The 20,207-nt window shown below is 42.3% G+C and carries 15 protein-coding genes; 2 read left to right on the forward strand and 13 right to left on the reverse strand.

Annotated elements, in window-relative coordinates:
- Positions 1-9: 9 nt before the first annotated feature.
- Positions 10-993, reverse strand: a complete 984-nt coding sequence (locus tag VNZ46_RS08740; RefSeq protein WP_325559721.1) for a glycosyltransferase — start codon at positions 991-993, stop codon at positions 10-12.
- Between the two features lie 290 nt (positions 994-1,283).
- Between VNZ46_RS08740 and VNZ46_RS08745 the strand changes: the two genes are divergently transcribed.
- Positions 1,284-1,838 carry a sigma-70 family RNA polymerase sigma factor gene (locus VNZ46_RS08745; RefSeq protein ID WP_325559722.1) on the forward strand — a complete coding sequence of 185 codons (555 nt, stop codon included), beginning with the start codon at positions 1,284-1,286 and terminating at the stop codon, positions 1,836-1,838.
- 128 nt (positions 1,839-1,966) lie between these two features.
- On the opposite strand, the gene VNZ46_RS08750 is transcribed toward VNZ46_RS08745, so the two are convergent.
- The 4 genes from VNZ46_RS08750 to VNZ46_RS08765 all read right to left on the reverse strand — a co-directional run bounded on the left by VNZ46_RS08750 (position 1,967) and on the right by VNZ46_RS08765 (position 8,750).
- Complete coding sequence (locus tag VNZ46_RS08750; protein ID WP_325559724.1) at positions 1,967-2,761, reverse strand: hypothetical protein; 795 nt, start codon at positions 2,759-2,761, stop codon at positions 1,967-1,969.
- An 89-nt stretch (positions 2,762-2,850) separates the two neighbouring features.
- Positions 2,851-4,305 carry a hypothetical protein gene (locus VNZ46_RS08755; RefSeq protein WP_325559725.1) on the reverse strand — a complete coding sequence of 485 codons (1,455 nt, stop codon included), beginning with the start codon at positions 4,303-4,305 and terminating at the stop codon, positions 2,851-2,853.
- Positions 4,306-4,415: 110 nt separating this feature from the next.
- Entirely contained in the window at positions 4,416-7,661 is a 3,246-nt protein-coding gene (locus VNZ46_RS08760) for a TonB-dependent receptor (protein WP_325559726.1), read from the reverse strand.
- 99 nt (positions 7,662-7,760) lie between these two features.
- Complete coding sequence (locus VNZ46_RS08765; protein WP_325559728.1) at positions 7,761-8,750, reverse strand: FecR family protein; 990 nt, start codon at positions 8,748-8,750, stop codon at positions 7,761-7,763.
- A gap of 205 nt (positions 8,751-8,955) precedes the next feature.
- On the opposite strand from VNZ46_RS08765, the gene VNZ46_RS08770 reads away from it, so the two are divergent.
- The gene (locus VNZ46_RS08770) at positions 8,956-10,329 is read left to right on the forward strand and encodes a S41 family peptidase (RefSeq protein ID WP_325559730.1); all 1,374 of its coding nucleotides are present in this window, start codon (positions 8,956-8,958) and stop codon (positions 10,327-10,329) included.
- 78 nt (positions 10,330-10,407) lie between these two features.
- On the opposite strand, the gene ilvA is transcribed toward VNZ46_RS08770, so the two are convergent.
- From ilvA to ilvC, 8 genes are all read right to left on the reverse strand, one after another.
- Positions 10,408-11,652 carry a threonine ammonia-lyase IlvA gene (gene ilvA, locus VNZ46_RS08775; RefSeq protein ID WP_325559732.1) on the reverse strand — a complete coding sequence of 415 codons (1,245 nt, stop codon included), beginning with the start codon at positions 11,650-11,652 and terminating at the stop codon, positions 10,408-10,410.
- A gap of 2 nt (positions 11,653-11,654) precedes the next feature.
- Positions 11,655-12,713, reverse strand: coding sequence for a 3-isopropylmalate dehydrogenase (gene leuB / locus VNZ46_RS08780; RefSeq protein WP_199076757.1), 1,059 nt, complete (start codon positions 12,711-12,713; stop codon positions 11,655-11,657).
- Positions 12,714-12,782: 69 nt separating this feature from the next.
- Entirely contained in the window at positions 12,783-14,300 is a 1,518-nt protein-coding gene (locus VNZ46_RS08785; protein WP_325559734.1) for an alpha-isopropylmalate synthase regulatory domain-containing protein, read from the reverse strand.
- 18 nt (positions 14,301-14,318) lie between these two features.
- Positions 14,319-14,915: a 3-isopropylmalate dehydratase small subunit gene (gene leuD, locus VNZ46_RS08790; RefSeq protein WP_325559735.1), complete on the reverse strand. Its 597-nt coding sequence runs from the start codon at positions 14,913-14,915 to the stop codon at positions 14,319-14,321.
- A gap of 17 nt (positions 14,916-14,932) precedes the next feature.
- On the reverse strand, positions 14,933-16,339 hold the full coding sequence (leuC, locus tag VNZ46_RS08795) for a 3-isopropylmalate dehydratase large subunit (RefSeq protein ID WP_325559736.1): 1,407 nt from the start codon (positions 16,337-16,339) through the stop codon (positions 14,933-14,935).
- Between the two features lie 39 nt (positions 16,340-16,378).
- The gene (locus tag VNZ46_RS08800; protein WP_325559737.1) at positions 16,379-17,542 is read right to left on the reverse strand and encodes a 2-isopropylmalate synthase; all 1,164 of its coding nucleotides are present in this window, start codon (positions 17,540-17,542) and stop codon (positions 16,379-16,381) included.
- An 11-nt stretch (positions 17,543-17,553) separates the two neighbouring features.
- Positions 17,554-19,032 carry an ATP-binding cassette domain-containing protein gene (locus VNZ46_RS08805; protein ID WP_325559738.1) on the reverse strand — a complete coding sequence of 493 codons (1,479 nt, stop codon included), beginning with the start codon at positions 19,030-19,032 and terminating at the stop codon, positions 17,554-17,556.
- Positions 19,033-19,035: 3 nt separating this feature from the next.
- A partial coding sequence (ilvC, locus tag VNZ46_RS08810; RefSeq protein ID WP_325559739.1) for a ketol-acid reductoisomerase occupies positions 19,036-20,207 on the reverse strand: 1,172 nt, incomplete at its 5' end.

The following is a 20,207-nucleotide window of genomic DNA, read 5'->3' on the forward strand; positions in this document are numbered from 1 at the left end:
TAACTGAGGCTAATCTTTGAGCCAGGATAAATACTTAGGTGTAACCTCCTGAAGTGTAGGTTGATTGGGATGGAGCTTTTTGCTATTCAGTACATCTTCATATAAGCGAAGATAATTGTCTGCCATTTGCTTCAGGTTGAAATGGGCAACCGCATAGTCATGGCAAATCTGGTTACTAAACTGATCTACGCTTTTCAATCCTTCCGTAAGAACAGATCGGCTGCTGCTGAGCAGTCCGACTTCCGGACTAACCAGTTCTGGTAAAGAACCATATGGCGTACCAAAAACCGGGCAGCCAAAATAAAGGCTTTCTATGATGGCAATGCCAAAAGGTTCATTCCATAAAACAGGGAAAAGGAGTGCTTTGGAGTGTTTCATCACAGCAGATTTCTCTGCATTATCCACCATTCCTTTAAAGCTGACATTTAGATTTGGCGTAAAACGAAAACCCATTTTAAAGTTGAGGCGGTGGCCACCTAATACCACCAGCTTATTTCCACTGGCCGTAGCAATATCAATAGCACCTTTTACATTTTTAACCCGCCATGCAGCTTTCGCCAGGAAATGGGTATAAGAACGTTTCCCCGAAAGATCAGGTTTAGGATAATCATCTGGATCTAAACCATGATGAACATATGCAGAAGCGCCGTATCGGCTGGCGTGATTGCCGGAAACAAAAACAGAATTTTGATCAAGTAATTCTCCAAAGCCAGGGTTGCCATGTACGGAAACCAGGTAAGGTTTTTTATGAAAATCCGGCATCTGATAATTAAAATGAACAATGTCTATATCATCAGGTACCTGCAGGTTGATGTCAACAGTAGGATCAAAAACCAATACTTTGGCGAAAGGGCATTCAGAACCTGCGCCAACCAGGAAGGTTACCTGATGGCCCTGTCTGTTCAGTTCTTTTCCGAGCCACCAGATTACTCTCTCTGTACCACCGTATTTAGTAGCTGGGATCCGGGTATTGTTGACGATCAATATTTTCATCAGAATATAATTTTATTTTAACGGTGATGAAGCTATCATGTGCTACCAAATTCTATTCTATCGGTTTGTGTATTTCTGCACATGATGGTTTCATACCGCTGCAAATATCCCAATAAAAGCGTAAAACAGAAGGAATAAAAAAACCGGAAAAATTTAGGCGGATTAGAGAGGATTATAGTGGTGCTTATTGTCAATAAATGAGTGGGTTATCTTTTAAAAACCATCAAACTTATAGGACAATTAACATGCAATTAATATTGGGAGTTTAAATTTGAGAACACTCATTTACCATGAAGAAAGAACGCTATCAAATTGAAAAGGAGTTACGGTTTAAATCTATTTACCTGGCAACTTTTGACAAACTCAACTCTTTATTTTTACGCTCATTTAAAGATCAGGACCTGGTGCATGATGCGCTGCAGGAAGGTTATCTGAAACTCTGGGAAAAACTGGAAGAACAGGAAGAAGGGGGAGATTGTATGCCTTTTCTGTATTTTTATACCCGCAACTATGCCCTGAAGCAAATTTCCAGGAATATTAAACGTGATTTGCTACAGCAAGACCTCTTTCGGGGAGCAGATCAAACCGATATGGAAAGAGAACTTGAGCATAAAGAATACCAGGTACAGTTAAGCCGGGTGGTGGAGGATCTGCCCCAAAAAAGAAAAGAAGTATTTCGTTTATTTAACGAAGAAGGTTTAAGCTACAAATCCATTGGAAGCAGATTGGGCATTTCCAGTAAAACTGTAGATAGTCATCTTGCAAAAGCCACAAGAGCAATAAAGAGAGATCTGTGTTCTATTTATGGTATTGTGAAGATCCTTCTGATCTTTTTTGTATGCTGATTTATTTACGTTTGATTCATATTAATTTAATCCTTAAATTCGACCTATATTTTCTTGCTAAACGCAGTCAATATTAAAATGAATTTAAGGTTTGCTTTGTGGAGCAAACCTTTTTTATTTAAGCTGATTTATTGAATTTGACGTTGAAAAATAAGCTGCGGGCTTCTTAATGTTGTGCTTCCGTCTGCCGGAGCGGATCCTATTCCGAAGGAGATAATGTTATTTGGTATCCATATAGAGAGTTGGTCGACAGAATATTCGAGGTAACTGCAATTGAATTCCTCAATGCTCATTACTTTTTTATGATTCCCGCCAGCAGTTGCATCGTAGCCCTCAATAACATAGAAGATCATACTGGAATCAAAACTGGGGTCAATGACGTTTGGATGGGGTAATTGGATATAGGTGCTGAACTTATCTTTCCTGATCCCTTTCAGGGTCTTGTTTTTTAACGGAATAAGCGTACCACCAAAATCATATAAAGAGATTTCAATATCCATAAGGTCTGGTAAGATCTTGTCTGTGGTCACAAATCTGATTAAAAGACTATCTGTCTGTGGCTTCACGGTTGGGTCAAGGTTGTCTACGAGTACTGTTGTCCCATTAAAAAAGCAGGTTAATGAAATGGGTTTCCTCGGTTCGATCACGACTGTAGTATCCAATATTTTCTTTTTCTGTAAATCGACAATGGAGATCTGTCTCTTACCGGCTTCCAGTTTGATGTTTACAGTTTTACCCTCAAGGGTATCTTTAAGAATTCCATCTACCTGTAATAAAACCGGGCTGGAACCGCTTGGCGATGTTAAACTGATGGAAAACTGGCCAAATGAAGGAACTTCTATGATTTCTCCGTTCTTTTTACAGGAAAAAATCAGAATGGGTATGATAAGCAGGAGAATAAAAAGGGTACTGTTTTGTTTCATGTTTTATGGATTAAACAACCCTCTGCCGGTTATGCCGGCAGAGGGAGACTTTTAACTATATCGTATGTTAAATAAGAAAAGACACAGGATTACAAGTATGGATTGGTTTGAGGGGTATAAGTTGCCCAGTTGTCATCCCAGCGGGCTGCAGTGTTGGCACCAAAAGCGCCAAGGTAAACCGGAGTTGTATCAAATGCAGTCAATGCACCGCCTGGATGTGTTACACTGATGCTTGAAAAACTAGCTCCTGTTGCTGCAGGTGAAGGTGTTGGAGCAGTTACATAACGGAAATCAGGAATTGGTTTTGTAACTGTGCAAATGTTTACATTGAATGGGTTTACCAATCTGATGAAGGCATTTGTAGAGGTCGCAGTGCTGGTGGTTACGCTAAATGGACTACCTGAAGTTGCTGCTGTGAACCCATGAACCAGACTGTTTCCAAAGAAACTACCACTTGTTGTCGCACCAGAAATGTTAGCACCTGTTGCAAAACCGGCAACGATAGAATTACTTACTTTATAGGCAGAGTTTACTCTGAACAATGCACCGTTACTGGCCGTGAATGGTGCTGCAGTTGGAGCAGATGGCTGGCCAAGGATCGTAAAGTTAGACAAAACCGGCTGGGTTAAACGTGAAGCATCAACTACAACTACCGGGCTGGTGATGTTATTGCTCTCAATGCCGTTAGGGCTGCTTGAATAAGTCAAACAAGGAACTTTTACAGAAACTGCAAATTGGATAGAACCTTGATATCCCTGATCAAAATCAAAGTCGTCATCATTGTTGCCATAAGAAACCAGATATTTTGCGTTTGCAGAACCGCCAAAGAATTCGAAGGCATCATCCGCACCATAACTGACCTGAATATGATCTAAAGTAGTAGCAGATCCAACACCACCAAGTGTAAGTCCATTCAATTCGTTACCATCGCTGATCACATCGCCGGCAAATTCAATACGCACATATTTCAGCGTACCGGAATTGTCTGCTTCTATGGAACCACCATATTGAATAACATCAGTAGAAAGGCCAAGGTCGGTCATGTATTCCGGTTTCATTCCTTCAACAGCCTGGGTAGAAGCTACGTTGGTTTTACCGTTTCCAAGAAGTACAATACCTCCCCAGTCTCCAGGGGTACGGCTGCTGGCCGCCTGATTGCTTGTAAACACGATTGGATTTGCTTCAGTACCGCTGGCTTCCAGTTTACTTCCTTTGGTGATGGCAAGGAATGAAGGTTTAGAAGTAGGTGTAGGCTTTTTGGTTCCTTTAATGTAAGTTCCAGACTGGATGGTCAGCGTAGCATTGTTGGTTACAAAGGTTGGTCCGTTAATGATCCATACCCTGTCGTTTGTCAATGTCGTATTTGTTGAAATCACATTAGGAACTGTTTGGGTAGGATTTGGAATATCACGTGTATCTTCCAGTGTGGCAGATGATGAGCGATCAAAATTTCCTGATCCTGTATTGCTTCCCTGATCTTTCTTACAAGCAGAGATAAAAACTATTAGTGACAGTGCAATAATTAAGAATGAATTTTTTTTCATGATAATTTTCTTTAGATTTTAGATTTGAGTGAGTCGTTGTGGCAACTCTTTTTTCATGGATTGATTTTTCTTTGATTGACCTCCTCTTTCTTAATTTATATAGGGTATAGTTAAAAGCGATAACTGAAACTCAGGCTGTAAGTCGTTCCGTTCCGTATACGTCCGGCTACAAGATCATAACCTGGGTTATAGGAGGTTCCTTTTGGATCTGCCTGTCCTTCGGCCAGTTGATAACTTGCCCCGGGAACATCCTGAACCGAAGGTTCTCCTTCTTTGAAACGTGGGTTTCCTTTTGGATATTGATTTCTGTAAATGATGGTTTCTGCATTGAGCAGGTCACTGATATTGAATTTTACCTCGGCGCGCTGTTGTTTTAAGAATTTGTAATTGACCTGTAGATCCACCAGATTACGTGGCTTCTCATACTCGTCATAAGAGATACCTGCAGAAGCAAAGACGATACGTTTACCGTAACGGTTGTATAAAACGTTGAGCCCAAATTGTTTACCCGTGTAATTTATCCCAGCATTGATAATGTATGGCGATTGACCGTATAGAGGCCTGTCTCTTTTATAGCTGTCGCCTTTCAGATCTTTGCTGGGCTCCAGCTCAACATTGGCATCCAATAAGGTTAAACTTCCAGACACAAAAGTATTTTTCAGAAATCCCGCGTCTGTGCTGATGAAATCCAGTGATTTTCTAAAATCAATTTCCAGGCCCAGGTCTTTGGCTGAGGCGAGGTTGGTATATTTATAGGATGGCTGACCAGAGGTTCCTAATAGCTGTAGTTCAATTGGATTTTTGAATTTTTTGTAAAAGCCTGATATGGAAATGATTTCTCCTGGCGAGGGATAGAACTCATAGCGCACATCCGCATTTTCTATAGAGGTGCTTTTTAAGCTGCTGCCAAAGATGCCCCTCATGAGAACGGGATCAAAATATTCGAAACTTGACAACTCCCGCAAATCCGGGCGGGCAACTGTTTTATACCAGGCTGCCCTGACGTTCATTTTCTCATTAAGTGCATAGATAAAATTGGCAGAAGGTAACCAGTCTGTCTTTTTTAAACTGATGAGTTCTTCCTTTCCTGTATTGGGGTTCATATTGGCTACGTTCTGATCGTTCTTTTCTGCCCGCAGGCCAGTAATCAGACGTAACTTCGGAGTTAGTTTTAAATCAAACATTCCATAAAAGGCATTCAGGCGCTGAAAGCCATTATATCCTAAACCCGATCCTTCTGAACTGACGTCTTTTCCACCACCGGAAATAGGATATAAATAAAGACCACTGTTTGCAAAATTTGTAGAGTTGTAGATGTCATAATAAGCCATACCCGAGTAATCTACGGTACCACCAGATGCTTGTGTCAAGTACCTGATGCGAAAAATGTCTGCTCCGAAATCTGCTTTCCTGTATTTGCCCTGATATCCCAGTTTGAAGCTTTGATTCAGGTTCAACAGGTTAAAAGGAACTTGAAAATTAGCCGCCCAGGTATAGAGCTTTTCTTTTAGCTTGGAATAATAGAGAGATCCTAAACTTGCCTGCAAATCCGTAAAAACGGGATCATAAAGATCTTCAGGGCCTGTTGGGGCTCTTCTTCTGTCCATGATCTTTGTAAATGGCTGATCCCGGTTCAGATCGGCCATACTGGCCTGCCAGTCAAACTTTATACCTCGCTTGCCAAGGCTATGTTCGCCAGATAGTACAGACTGAAAGAGTTGATTGATAATTACTACATTGCTATAGTCACTAACCATAAAACCATTATTCGCGAGATCGGTTCCTTCAAATTTGTACAATAAGTCTGAAAGCTTCCTGTTATAGGTGTTTTTCAACGTAATCTTGTTTTTACCAAAACGGTAAGCCAAGCCCAGAGATCCACCTAAAGTAGTGGTAAAAGTATAATCCGTTCCTGTATAGTCATTTACTGTTGCCTGATAACGATCGTTCTGATCAGCTTCCTGTTCATTCCGGTAAGTTAGTGCGGCAATAATACCGAGCGTATTTTCTTTAAGATGAATACTCCTGCCCAGGCTGAACTGATAATTTTGTGCTGGTAATGCCGTGTATTTACGCATAGCCCAGTTGTTGGGAAGTGTAGACAAGAAGGAAGCGGCTTGTTTTCGCTGTTCTGTGTTTTTTGGATCCCGTATCTGGGGGATCATTTCAATATATTGCTTAAAGGTCATACCAGTGGGGCGGTCGTAATGACTGTCGCCGAAGCCCAGATAAGCGTATTTACTTCTGCCCAATCCGATAAAATCTTTACCGGTCGCCCTGGAATTGTATCCGGTCCCTAAAGTGACCTGTGTGAAATTCTCATCTGGAATATCCTTGGTCGTAATTTGTACCAATCCACCTGTAAATTCCCCGGTCAGGTCGGGGGTAGCGGTTTTATTGACAACGATATTGTCAACCAGTGCACTTGGAACCATATCAAAGGCAAAGTCTCTTCTGTTGGGTTCGCTGCTGGGCAGTGGTGCGCCGTTCAGCATCAGGTTATTGTAACGGTCGCTAAGGCCTCTGATCACCACATATTTGTTTTGTGAAATTTGCAGTCCGCTTACCCGTTTGAGTACTTGCGCCGTATTGTTGTCTGGTGTTCTGCTGATTTGTTCTGCTGTGATCCCATCGCTTAAGGCTGCATTGTTCTTTTGACGAGCATACAAACCCTCAATAGATGCTTTTTTATAACTGGCGGTTACCACTACGGCATTCAGGGACTTTGAATCAGCTTTTAGTAAAATGTCAAGCGGGGTATTTTGACCTGCTTTGATCGTTACATCAGTAATTCTCTTGGTTTGATAGCCCATAAAAGAAACCTCAATTGCATAAGTCCCAGGCTCCAGGCTTTGCTGATAAGTACCGTCAGTGGCACTTTGAAAGCTCGTATTAGTGGAGAGAATTTTAATGGATGCCCCGGGCAGCGTTTCTCCTTTATCGTCCATAATGCGGCCTGATAATTTTCCTGGTTTTTGCTGTGATTTCCGGAGATTAAATTTTTCGGGTGATTCTATACGAATGGATACTTCGTTGCGCAATACTTCGTATTCGAGAGGAAGTTCTTTGTGCATTCTCCGTAAAGCTTCCTCTATGGTGATCTTCTTAAAGACAAGGCGATGGACAGCAACCTTTTTTGCAGCTTCTTTGTCGTAGAAGAAATCATAGCTGCTTTGAGACTTGAGAATGCCTATCACCTCATTGAGGTTTTGGTTGGTAATTTGCAGATCGATAAGTGGTTTGCTTGAAGCGGATTGTCCTTTTGCAGGATTGATCAGCAAGGCAATGGGGATAGAAATGACAAGCAAACTCAATTTATTCCGTAAAAAAATAATTAGTTTTGTAGTTATGTGCATAAAGTTGTCGTAGAAATTCTGCTATTCAATTTTGTGATGAGGAGTGTCAGTTCCAGTGGCATTCCTCTCTTTTTTATTGGGTAGATATTGAGGTGGTGTTTATGGCTCAATTACATAGTTGTGGTCTCCTTTCTTATGGTGGTGTAATCCGTGAATAAATAGAATCCTGGTTAAAGCCAGTTCTGCATTGTCCCGGTAATAATTTCCGGTGATCCTTTTGTTGTCCAGCAAGCTTTCATCCGGAATGGTGAGCTTGAGTTCAAATGCCCGCTCTACTCTTTTCAGGGCTTCTTTCAATGGCAGGTTTTCAAAGACCAGTTTGCCGTGGGTAAATAGCTCCTGCTTGTCTGAAATGTCTACGGACTTGACATTTACCTGTTCCTCTTTTCGGGAAAAACCCAGTAATTGACCGGGACGCAGCATTTCCTGAGATTTGCCTGCATTTACCCGAACACTTCCCGTAACCAGCATGACGCGGGTTTCTGCTTCATTTTCGTAAGCTTCTATATTAAATGAGGTACCCAGAACAGTGGTGGTCAATTTTCCGGCCCTGACCTGGAAAGGTTTTTTAACGTTGTGTGTAACGTTAAAATAGGCCTCTCCAATTAGGCTTACCTGCCTGAGGGAACCAGCAAAGTTTCTTTTATTGTAAGTGATCGTTGTTCCCGGATTCATCCAGATCTTGGTTCCGTCGGCCAGCTCGACCATTTTCAGGTTTCTTCCCTTATTGGTTATCTTTGTAAGGAGGGTACCTGTTTCAGCAGCGGCCTGCTTTTGTCTTTTGAGGTATAAAAGTCCACTTGCCGTGCAAATGATGATGACAGCTGCGGCTATTTTAAACCAGGGGGTAAAGCGGGTGATTTTTCGTTCATTCACCTGGTTTTCCTGTTGTTTAATGTTAGAAGTTAATTCGTCAAAAAACATCAGTTTGTATTGTTCATCCACAGCCGGAGGATGGATGGAGTCCTGCTCTTTAATATATTCGTCAAGGAGGTTTAACTGATCTCCCTGCAAATAGTCCTGCACTTGTTTCTTCTCCCAGCTGCTGCTCTTTCCCTCAAAAAATCGCTTTAATATTTCTTTATCCATTATTCTGCTCATTTAGCACTTTTCCCGCTTGTTTTCTTCAGCTTCTGTTGGTGCCTTTTATTAGATAATCTCCGGGAAGCCTAATCTCCCTACCCGATGGACAATTTTTTTATAAAAAGGATAGGAAATATTTATTTCTCATTAGCGTAGGGAATAGGGCTTGTTCAAAGATTATATAAGAGGTGGTGTATTTATTTTTTGAACCGTGAAACTAATTCAAAACAGAATATCTGAGATTTTCCTTGTCCTGCTTGCCTTTTCAACAGTCTTTGGATGTAAAAGGGAGGCTCAATCCGATCACCTTACAGGTAGCAATGGCTGGATTCTGGACAGCATGCGTGTATATTATTACTGGAAAGACCAGTTGCCGGTGAATCCTCCTGATCAGGCGAATGCGAGTTCTTTCTTTAAATCCCTGCTTTATTCTGCCGACCGGTTTTCTTTTCTGGACAACCCGGATGAAGATAGAAAAGAGTACTCCTCATTTGCCTGGTATGGCTTTGAATATGCTTTGCTGGAGCGTGAAGATCATCCCGGAGAACTGATGGGGACAATCACCCTGGTCGTTCCCGATGGGCCTGCAGACAGGAAAGGACTGGCGCGGGGCGATATTTTTACTGCGGTAAATGGGATAGCACTTCAACAGGCAAATATAGATCAGGTAACTAAAATATTAAAGCTGGGTTCCGGAGTGAAGTTGTCTTTGGCCAATTTTGTTGCAGGTGAACTGGTACCTGGGAAAAGCATAGATGTGCAATACGCAAGACATAATGAGCTGCCTGTTTACCTGACTAAGGTATTTGATGTGCATGGTAAAAAGACTGGATATATTTTTTACAACCAGTTTTCAGGCAGTTATGATTACCAGATATTAGAATCTTTGAGCAGGCTTGGAAATGAGGGGATTACAGACCTTGTGATTGATCTTCGCTACAATCCTGGCGGAGATGTTTCGACGAGCGCGAAAATTGCAGGGATATTGAGCAATGCAACAGCAGATCAGACTTTCGTTATTTATCAGGGCAATAACAAGGCAGGAAGAAGAATAAGTTCATTCCAGAAAACGATGCGGGAGAATACCTTTGAACCTCAGTTGTTTAGTGAGTTGCTGAATTACCGTCTGTCGCTGAGTCGGGTTATGGTATTGACTTCAGGATCTACAGCTTCGGCCGCGGAGTTGCTGATCAATAATTTAAGGCCGTACACCAGGGTGATTCAGATTGGAAGCAAGACCATGGGTAAAGATATGGCAAGCTTTGCTATTGCTGATCTGCGCAGCCCAAAACAGGTGAATATGATCTTGCACCCCTTGATCTTTAAGTTATTCAATGCACAGAATGCCGGGAATTATGAAACGGGCTTAAAGCCAGATTACGAAGTGGACGAATTTTCTGACTTGCCGTTGAAAGCATTTGGCGACCCGAATGATCCTTTATTAAAAAAAGCACTTGAAATTTCCGGGAGTCAGCCTGTAGCTACAGCCTTATTGAGAAGCCTGCACAGGGGATCCGGAAATTTAAAATATCATTCTGCGATCACGAGGAACCGGGAACATGCTATTCTGGAGATCAGCAAATGACGTGTGTTTCCATCTTTTATTCAGCAAAAAAGGCAATATCATTAGGATATTGCCTTTTTTATGTTGTTTGAAGCCTCGTTATACCAGATATTCAAACAGCGTCTGGTCGTTGTTCAATTCAATAATGTCAAACTTAAATTCTTTCATTCGTTGAACCAGTGCTTGGTAATCCGCTTTATCAGCCAGTTCGATCCCTACTAATGCAGGCCCGTTTTCTTTATTGGTTTTCTTGATGAACTCAAAACGCGTAATATCGTCATGAGGGCCAAGTACGCTGTTCACAAAAAGCTTTAAGGCACCTGGCCTCTGCGGAAAGCGTACAATAAAATAATGCTTGAGCCCTTCATACAGCAGAGATTTTTCTTTAATCTCCTGCATGCGTTCAATATCATTGTTCCCTCCACTGATGACACACACCACTTTTTTGCCTTTGATTTCGGCTGCACACGCGTCAAGTGCGGTTACGGATAAGGCTCCCGCAGGTTCAACTACAATGGCATCCTCATTGTATAATTTTAAAATGGTGGTGCAAACCTGGCCTTCGGCAACAGAAAGCATCTGGTCGAGTACTTTTTCACACAGGAGGTAGGTTAATTCACCTACACGCTTTACAGCAGCTCCGTCAACAAAACGGTTGATATCGGCCAGAGTTACCGGTCCGCCTTCTTTAAGCGCCTCCAGCATGGATGGGGCACCCTCAGGCTCCACACCAATCAGCCTGATCTCAGGTTTTTTATCTTTCAGATAAGTTCCCGTGCCAGCAGCAAGGCCACCACCGCCAACGGGCATAATCACTACATCCGTATCCGGCTGGTCCTCCAGTATTTCCACGCCAACGGTTCCTTGTCCCTCAATAACGCTGTAGTTGTCGAAAGGAGGGATGAAGGTCATGTTGTGCAGTTTGGTATAGGCCAGTGCTTCGGCCAGGCAATCGTCAAAAGTATCGCCCACCAGAACAAGTTCCACATGGCCATTGCCGAACATTTCTGTTTGTTTTACTTTTTGCCTGGGTGTAATTTCAGGCATAAAGATAACGCCCCTGGTACCCAGCTTATCGCAAGAGAAAGCGACACCCTGGGCATGATTACCGGCACTTGCGCAAACGATGCCCTGGCTGAGCTGTTCGGCACTCAGCTGACTAATCATATTGTAGGCTCCACGTAATTTATAGGAACGCACAACTTGCAGGTCTTCACGCTTCAGGTAAACTTCAGCTTCGTATTTTTCAGATAATTTGGCATTGTATATCAGCGGGGTACGTTTTACAATACCTTTAAGCCGCTTTGAGGCTGCCTCAGAATCCAGTTGAATCAAATCACTCATTTTTAGATATTGCTGGCCAGCCAGTCGCCTACTTCACTTGTTTTATATGCTTTGTTTTTTCCAGACAAATCTTCGGTTACAATTCCTTCTGCCAATGATTTGTTGACAACTGATCTGATCAGTTCTGCTTCTTCTTTTAACCCGAAGGCATCTTCGAACATCATCGCAGCAGACAATACGGTAGCCAGAGGGTTGGCAATGTCTTTACCTGCAGCCTGCGGATAAGAGCCGTGAATAGGTTCGAATAAAGAAGTATGTACACCGATAGAGGCTGATGGCATTAAGCCCATAGAACCAGAAATTACTGAAGCTTCATCTGTTAAGATATCGCCAAATAAATTTTCTGTGATCAATACATCGTATGAGCTTGGCCATTGCACTAAACGCATGGCTACTGCATCTACAAACTCGTAGCTTACTTCCACTTCAGGATAATCTTTTTCCATATCCTGCACGGTTTCTCTCCATAAACGTGAAGATTCCAGTACATTGGCCTTATCTACACAGCACAATTTCTTGCTGCGGGTCATGGCCATTTCAAAACCTAATTTAGCCAAACGCTGAATTTCTGCCCTGGTATAGGTACAAGTATCGAAAGCCGTATTGCCATCATCTTTTCTGCCTCTTTCACCAAAATAGATACCTCCGGTCAGTTCGCGCAGGATAATCAGGTCTGTACCTTCAATGCGCTCTCTTTTTAAGGGAGAATTGTCTATTAAGGAAGGGAAAGTGAATGTTGGACGTACATTGGCAAACAGGCCCAGTTTCTGACGCATTTTTAGCAAACCCTGTTCCGGACGAACGGTAGCTTTAGGATCATTGTCGAAACGCGGGTGGCCGATGGCACCAAAAAGTACAGCATCAGCAGCCATACAAATTTCATGTGTAGCATCTGGATAAGGTTCGCCCACAGCATCAATTGCAGCTGCTCCTGTTATTCCTGATGTCCATACGATTTCGTGGTTAAATTTCTTTGCTACCGCATTTGATACTTTAACAGCCTGTTCAATAACCTCTGGCCCGATTCCATCTCCTGCTAAAAGAGCAATATTAAGTTTCATATATTCTTAATTGTGTTTTAGTGTTTGTTTATTTTATATCAGTTTTGATGTTTTTTAAAGCCTTCAGGCTTAAATAATATTCAGCATTTTCTGGGTGGCCTTAATGGCACAAACCGTTTGATCTGAATCCAATCCTCTGGTGATAAAGACTTTCTTATCCGTTTCCCAGGTAATTACGGTTTCGCACAAGGCATCCGAATTACTGCCTGGTGCAATGCGCACGGTATAATCGATCAGCTTGGGTAAATTCCGTTGTTTCTTCGTGTACACCTTGTTCAATGCATTCATGAAGGCGTCAAATTGTCCGTCGCCCTGTGCGTGCTCCTCAAATTTTTCGCCCTCAATTAAAACAGAGATGGTTGCAGAAGGGCGCAAACCCATCGCATTGGTCAGCACATAAGATTGTACAGTGACTTTCTCTTCGTATAAGGAGCTGTCGAGTACATCAGAAATGATATAAGGCAAATCTTCCTTGGTTACCGTTTCTTTTTTATCGCCCAGTTCAATGACCCGCTGGGTAACTTTTTTCAGATCGGCATCATTTAGCTTTAAACCCAGTTCCTGCAAATTTTTCTCAATGTTTGCTTTTCCTGATGTTTTTCCAAGCGCATATTTCCGTTTTCTTCCAAATCTTTCCGGAAGGAGGTCGTTGAAATATAAATTGTTCTTGTTGTCGCCATCTGCGTGAATACCTGCCGTTTGAGTAAAGACGCTGTCGCCCACAATGGGTTTGTTAGAAGGAATCCGTACTCCGGAGAAGGTTTCGACCAGTTTGCTCACTTTATAGATGGACGACTCTTTGATCTGTATGTCCACCTCAGGTACAAAATCTTTAATCACAGCAACAGCGCTGGCCATTGCGGCATTTCCTGCTCTTTCGCCCATCCCGTTTACCGTCAGATGAAGACCATTGATGCCGGCCTTTACTGCTTCCAGCACATTGGCGGTACCCAGATCATAATCATTGTGGGCATGGAAATCAAAATGGATACCGGGATATTTGGCCAGCAACTGCGTCAGGAATTTCGTGGTTTCTGCCGGTGTTAAAATTCCAAGCGTATCCGGTAGTAAAATCCTTTTTACAGGTTGGGTGGTCAGGAAGTCCAGGAACTGGAAAACATATTCAGGAGAATTACGCATGCCATTGCTCCAGTCTTCCAGATAAACATTAGTAGCAATATTGTTGGCTGTTGCAAGGTCAATCACCTGTTTAATTTCTGCAAAATGCTGTTCGCTTGTTTTCTTCAGCTGATGGGTTAAATGGTTTAATGAACCCTTGGTGAGCAAGTTCTGAACTTTAACACCTGCATTAAGCATCCATTCAATAGAAACACCATTGTCTACAAAAGACAAGACTTCGATACGGTCGGCATAGCCATGCTGGTTTGCCCAGTTTAAAACTGCTTTAACGGCCAGGAATTCTCCATCAGATACACGTGCAGAGGCAATTTCGACCCGGTCTACGTGGAGTTCTTCCAAGAGCAGCTGGGTGATGGTTAATTTTTCTGAAATGGAAAATGACACTCCCGATGTTTGTTCTCCATCGCGGAGTGTGGTATCCATAATCTCTATTTTCCTTCTTTCCATGTAACTGGTTATGATTGATTAAAGAGGAAGATGCAAGGCAAACTCCTCAATTTCCGGTTTTATGCTTTGCAGATAATCGATATCGTCAAAACCATTCATCATATTGTCTTTTTTATAAGGGCTGATTTCAAAAGTCTCTTTCTCGCCCGTAGCCAGAAGCGTTACGGTCTGCTCTGGTAAGTTGACTTCCAATTCTGTTTTGGGATCGGCATGAATTGCGGTAAAGATCTTTTCAGCAAATTCAGGGCTAACTTGTACAGGCAATACACCAATGTTCAAGCAGTTGTTTTTAAAAATATCTGCAAAAAAACTGGAAATTACGCATCTGAAGCCGTAATCATACACTGCCCATGCAGCATGCTCTCTGGATGAACCTGATCCGAAGTTTTTACCGCCAACCAGTATTTTTCCGCTGTAAATGGGATTGTTCAGCACAAAATCTTTTTTTGGTGTATTGTCTGGATTGTACCTCCAGTCGCGGAATAAGTTATCTCCAAATCCAACGCGCTCAGTTGCTTTTAAAAAACGTGCAGGGATCAACTGATCGGTATCTATATTTTCAATAGGAAGCGGAACTGCCGTGCTTCTTAATGTATTAAATTTATCGTAAGCCATTTTAATGTTTGTTTGTGTTAGACAAGTTCTTCAATTAATGTTCTTGGGTCTGTAACTACGCCGGTAACGGCAGCAGCAGCAGCAACAAGCGGACTGGCCAGCATGGTTCTTGAACCAGGGCCCTGTCTGCCTTCAAAGTTCCTGTTAGAAGTACTTACCGCATATTTACCTGCAGGTATTTTATCGTCGTTCATGGCTAAACAAGCAGAACAACCTGGCTGGCGTAAGGTAAAGCCGGCTTCAGTTAGAATGTCCAGTAAGCCTTCATCCTTGATCTGTGATTCAACAATATGTGAACCAGGTACCAGCCAAACGGTAACATCATCAGCTTTATGGCGGCCCTTTACAATCGAGGTAAATGCCCTGAAATCTTCAATACGGCCATTGGTACAACTGCCCACAAAAACAAAATCTACTTTTTTGCCGATCATAGAATCGCCTTCATGAAATCCCATGTAATCCAATGATTTGGCATAAGTTGCAGCACCGCCTTCAACATGGGCCGCATCGGGAATATCATGAGAAATTCCCATACCCATTCCTGGATTGGTACCATAAGTGATCATCGGCTCTATTGTGGAGCCATCAAAGGTCAGCTCTTTATCAAAAACAGCATCAGGATCTGTTTTTAATGTTTTGTAGTAAGCCAGTGCTTTATCCCAGGCTTCTCCTTTAGGACTAAATTCGCGACCTTTTACATAGTTGATGGTGGTTTCATCGGGAGCGATCATACCACCACGTGCACCCATTTCGATACTTAAATTACAAACCGTCATCCGGCCTTCCATACTCATGTTTTCGAAAACATCACCAGCATATTCAACAAAGTAGCCTGTTGCACCTGATGTGGTCAACTGAGAAATGATGAACAAAGCAACGTCTTTAGGGGTAACACCTACACCCAATTTACCGTTTACGTTGATCCGCATTTTTTTAGGTTTTGGCTGCATGATACATTGTGTGGAAAGTACCATTTCTACTTCAGAAGTACCTATACCAAAAGCAATAGCACCAAAGGCACCGTGGGTAGAAGTATGTGAATCACCACAAACGATAGTCGCACCTGGTTGTGTAATGCCATATTCTGGTCCTACAACGTGAACGATACCGTTTTTCTGATGGCCCAAACCCCAGTGGCTGATGCCATATTCATTAGAGTTAGACTCCAGTGCTTTTAACTGGTTGGCAGAAAGAGGGTCTGCAACAGGTAAATGCTGGTTAATGGTTGGCGTATTGTGATCCGCAGTAGCGAAAGTACGTTCGGGATACAACACTTTGATTCCCCTGCTTTTTAAACCTAAAAAGGCAACGGGGCTGGTTACTTCGTGAATAAGGTGACGATCAATAAAAAGTACATCTGGACCACCTTCTATCTTACGTACGACGTGAGTATCCCACACCTTATCAAATAATGTCTTGCTCATTTTTTAATTTATTATAAATTCATTTATATGGATGCTGGGCTATGCCAATTGTTGCTTACCCATCATCAAGATCAAATCCTGATCGTTAATATCTAATTTATTGTCTGCTACAGTAAGAAAGCGGTGATAGGCATCGGCCAGTTCCTCTTTGCTTAAAGTAAAACCTAAGCGCTCCAAATGGAACTTTAAGGCATGTCTGCCGCTGCGGGCAGTAAGTACGATACTGGCATCAGGGAAACCAACATCTTCCGGGCGTATAATTTCGTAATTTTCGCGGTTTTTAAGAAATCCATCCTGATGTATTCCAGAGCTGTGTGCAAAAGCGTTGCTGCCTACAATAGCTTTGTTGGGCTGTACCGGCATGCGCATTTGACTGCTGACCATGCGGCTAAGCTCGTAAAAGTTCTTTGTATTGATATTGGTGTTTAAGCCCAGGGCCTGGTGTGTTTTCAGGATCATGACGACTTCTTCAATGGATGTATTTCCTGCACGCTCTCCAATACCGTTAATAGTACCTTCGATCTGGCGGGCACCGTTTTGAAGACCGGCAATTGAATTGGCTGTAGCTAAACCCAAATCGTTGTGGCAATGCACAGAAATAATAGCCTGGTCAATGTTTTTAACATTTTCTTTCAGGAATTTGATCTTGCTTCCGTATTGATCAGGAAGGCAATAGCCGTTGGTGTCTGGTATGTTGACCACTGTAGCACCGGCGCCAATAACGGCTTCTATCATTTGTGCCAGGAAATGAATGTCTGCCCGGCCTGCATCTTCAGCGTAAAATTCTATATCCTCCACAAATTGTTTTGCATATTTAACAGCTTCAACTGCTCTAACCAGGATGTCCTCCCGTGTGCTGTTGAATTTGTGTTTAATGTGCATGTCTGATGAACCAATACCCGTATGGATTCTGGGGCGTTTGGCATATTTCAAGGCTGCAACAGCAGAATCAATATCCCCTTTATTTGCTCTTGTTAATGCACAAATGATGGGTTCAGATACGGCCTTGGAAAGCTCTACAACACTCTGGAAGTCGCCAGGGCTTGAAATAGGAAAGCCTGCTTCAATGATATCCACGCCAAGCGCTTCAAGTTCTTTGGCAATTTCAATTTTTTCTGGGGTTGTCAATTGGCAACCTGGTACTTGTTCACCATCACGAAGGGTGGTGTCAAACACATAAACTCTATTCGGATCGTGTAACATAATCTTGTTTTTTAGTTAGTATAGGTTTTTTGTGTAATGGTTTTGACGGATTTTACCTCGCCGTTCTCTAATAAAATTCTTTTCTCTATGCAGTTGGGTATCTGGGATTCAAAATGGCCTACGTAAATCAGTGTGGTGCCATTTTTACACAATTCATCTACCAAGCTGTTGAAATGTTGTGTTTGTTGCTGATCTAAACCTTGACAAGGTTCATCCAGGATCAATAATTCCGGGTTTTTTATAATGGTTCGGCCCAGCAAGGCCAGTCGTTGTTTACCAAGCGGAAGTTCGTTTACCAGGGTGTCTTTGTATTCATCCAGTCCGAAATAACTGATCAGTTCATCGGCCTGGGCTTTTTTGGTGTAGCCTGGATCAGAAAAAAGACCTGAGCTATCATAAAAGCCAGAAACAATACTTTGCCAAACGGTTGCGGAAGGATCAAAATACCAATGCAGTTCTGGTGATATTAAGCCAATCCGTTGTTTAATTTCCCAGATACTTTCGCCGCTGCCTCTTTTATTTCCGAACAGATGAAAATCATTGGCATAGGCTTGAGGGTGGTCTCCACAAATTAAACTCAATAAGGTAGATTTTCCTGAGCCATTATGGCCATGCAATACCCATTTTTCACCGGCTTTAACTTCCCAGCTGATGTTTTTTAACACCTGCTTGTCGCCATAACTCACGTTAACATCATTCATTTTAATGATCTGTTCTGACGAAAAGGGGGCAACAGCATCACTCAGAAATGCAGGGACGGGTTTGTTCAGGGTCTCCAATTCATTTCTGTTGTTTTCTCCTGCCGGAATCTCAATCAGTTTACCGGATTCGATGAGGGCAAAATGATCTATACATGCAGGTAATTCATTTTCATTGCTGATTAAAATGAGCTGTGTACCGCTTTTGGTGATCTGTTCTAAAAGAGTATTGAGATTTTTGCGGGAAAGCGCATCTAAACCATTGTAGGGAAGATCCAGAATCAGTAGCTGGGGTTTAAGCCATAGGGCTTTAACCAATTGCAGTTTTTTATGTTCTCCGCTGGACAACTGGATCAGTGTAGCATTTTTTTGCCCTGAAAAGCCTAATGCATCCAAAATGCCATCTATATCATCAAACTGAAGTGTATGTTGTTTGCCAAAGTTTTCCAGTTCGGCTTTCACAGTAGCTGTAGTTTCTACAGACTGTTTGTTGTAGCGTTGCTGATAGTAGAAATTAGACTGGCCTTCCAGATCTTTAAACTGATGCCAGTTGGCAACATAGTAAACCATTGCCGGTAAACTGCTGTGTGGGTTGAAGCTGATGGCTATATTCCCGTAACTGTGTGTTAAACCAGCAATGGCTTTTGCTAATGATGTCTTTCCGGTTCCGCTTGCTCCGCAAAGTAACCAGTTTTCCCCCCGGTTTATGTTCCAGCACAAATCCTTAAGTACCGGTTTGTTCCGGTACTTTAAATTCAGGTTTGTGATATGGACGACGGGTTGTATCATCATTAATTAAGCTGTTTTGATAGATTTCATAGCAGTCATAGCTTTTCTTAACTGCGCACCAATAACTTCAACTTCGTGTGTACGTAAGGCTTCGTTTACGGCAATCAGCGTTCTGTTGTCCACACCAGCATCTTTACCTTCGTTGAAGTTTTTACCAACCAGATCAGTATCTACTTTTTTCATGAAGTCTGCCAACAGGGGCTTACATGCCTGGTCAAATAAATAACAGCCATATTCTGCGGTATCCGAAATGACACGGTTCATTTCAAATAGTTTTTTACGTGCAATGGTATTGGCGATTAGAGGTGTTTCGTGTAAAGACTCATAGTATGCCGATTCTGGTTTGATACCAGCTTGAACCATAGTTTCAAAAGCAAGTTCAACACCGGCTCTTACAAAGGCAACCATTAAGGTGTAATTGTCAAAATATTCTTGTTCTGCAATTTTAACATCACCTGCAGGAGTTTTCTCGAAAGCAGTTTCGCCTGTTTCTGCACGCCATGCCAATAGGTTTTTATCGCCTGCAGCCCAGTCTTCCATCATGATGCGGCTAAATTCGCCACTCATAATGTCGTCCTGATGTTTCTGGAACAATGGACGCATAATGTCTTTCAACTCTTCTGAAATTTCAAAAGCTTTGATCTTAGCGGGATTGCTCAATCTGTCCATCATTCCGGTTACACCACCATGTTTTAAAGCTTCGGTGATCACTTCTACACCATATTGAACCAGTTTAGATGCATAACCTGCATCAATTCCTTTTTCAATCATTTTATCGAATGAAAGGATAGAGCCTGTTTGCAGCAAACCGCAAAGGATGGTTTGCTCACCCATCAGATCTGATTTTACTTCGGCAACAAATGATGATTTTAATACACCTGCCCTGTGGCCGCCTGTTCCAACGCAATAAGCTTTTGCCTGTGCCAAACCTTTTCCTTCAGGATCGTTTTCCGGGTGTACTGCAATCAGGGTTGGTACACCAAAACCACGTACATATTCTGCTCTTACTTCAGAACCAGGACATTTAGGGGCTACCATGATTACGGTAAGGTCTTTACGGATCTGCATGCCTTCTTCCACAATGTTGAAACCATGGGAGTAGGAGAGTGTAGCACCTTGTTTCATTAAAGGCATTACGGCGTTAACTACTGCAGTATGTTGTTTATCTGGAGTAAGGT

It is taken from the genome of Pedobacter sp. (genome assembly GCF_035566355.1).
GTDB lineage: Bacteria > Bacteroidota > Bacteroidia > Sphingobacteriales > Sphingobacteriaceae > Pedobacter.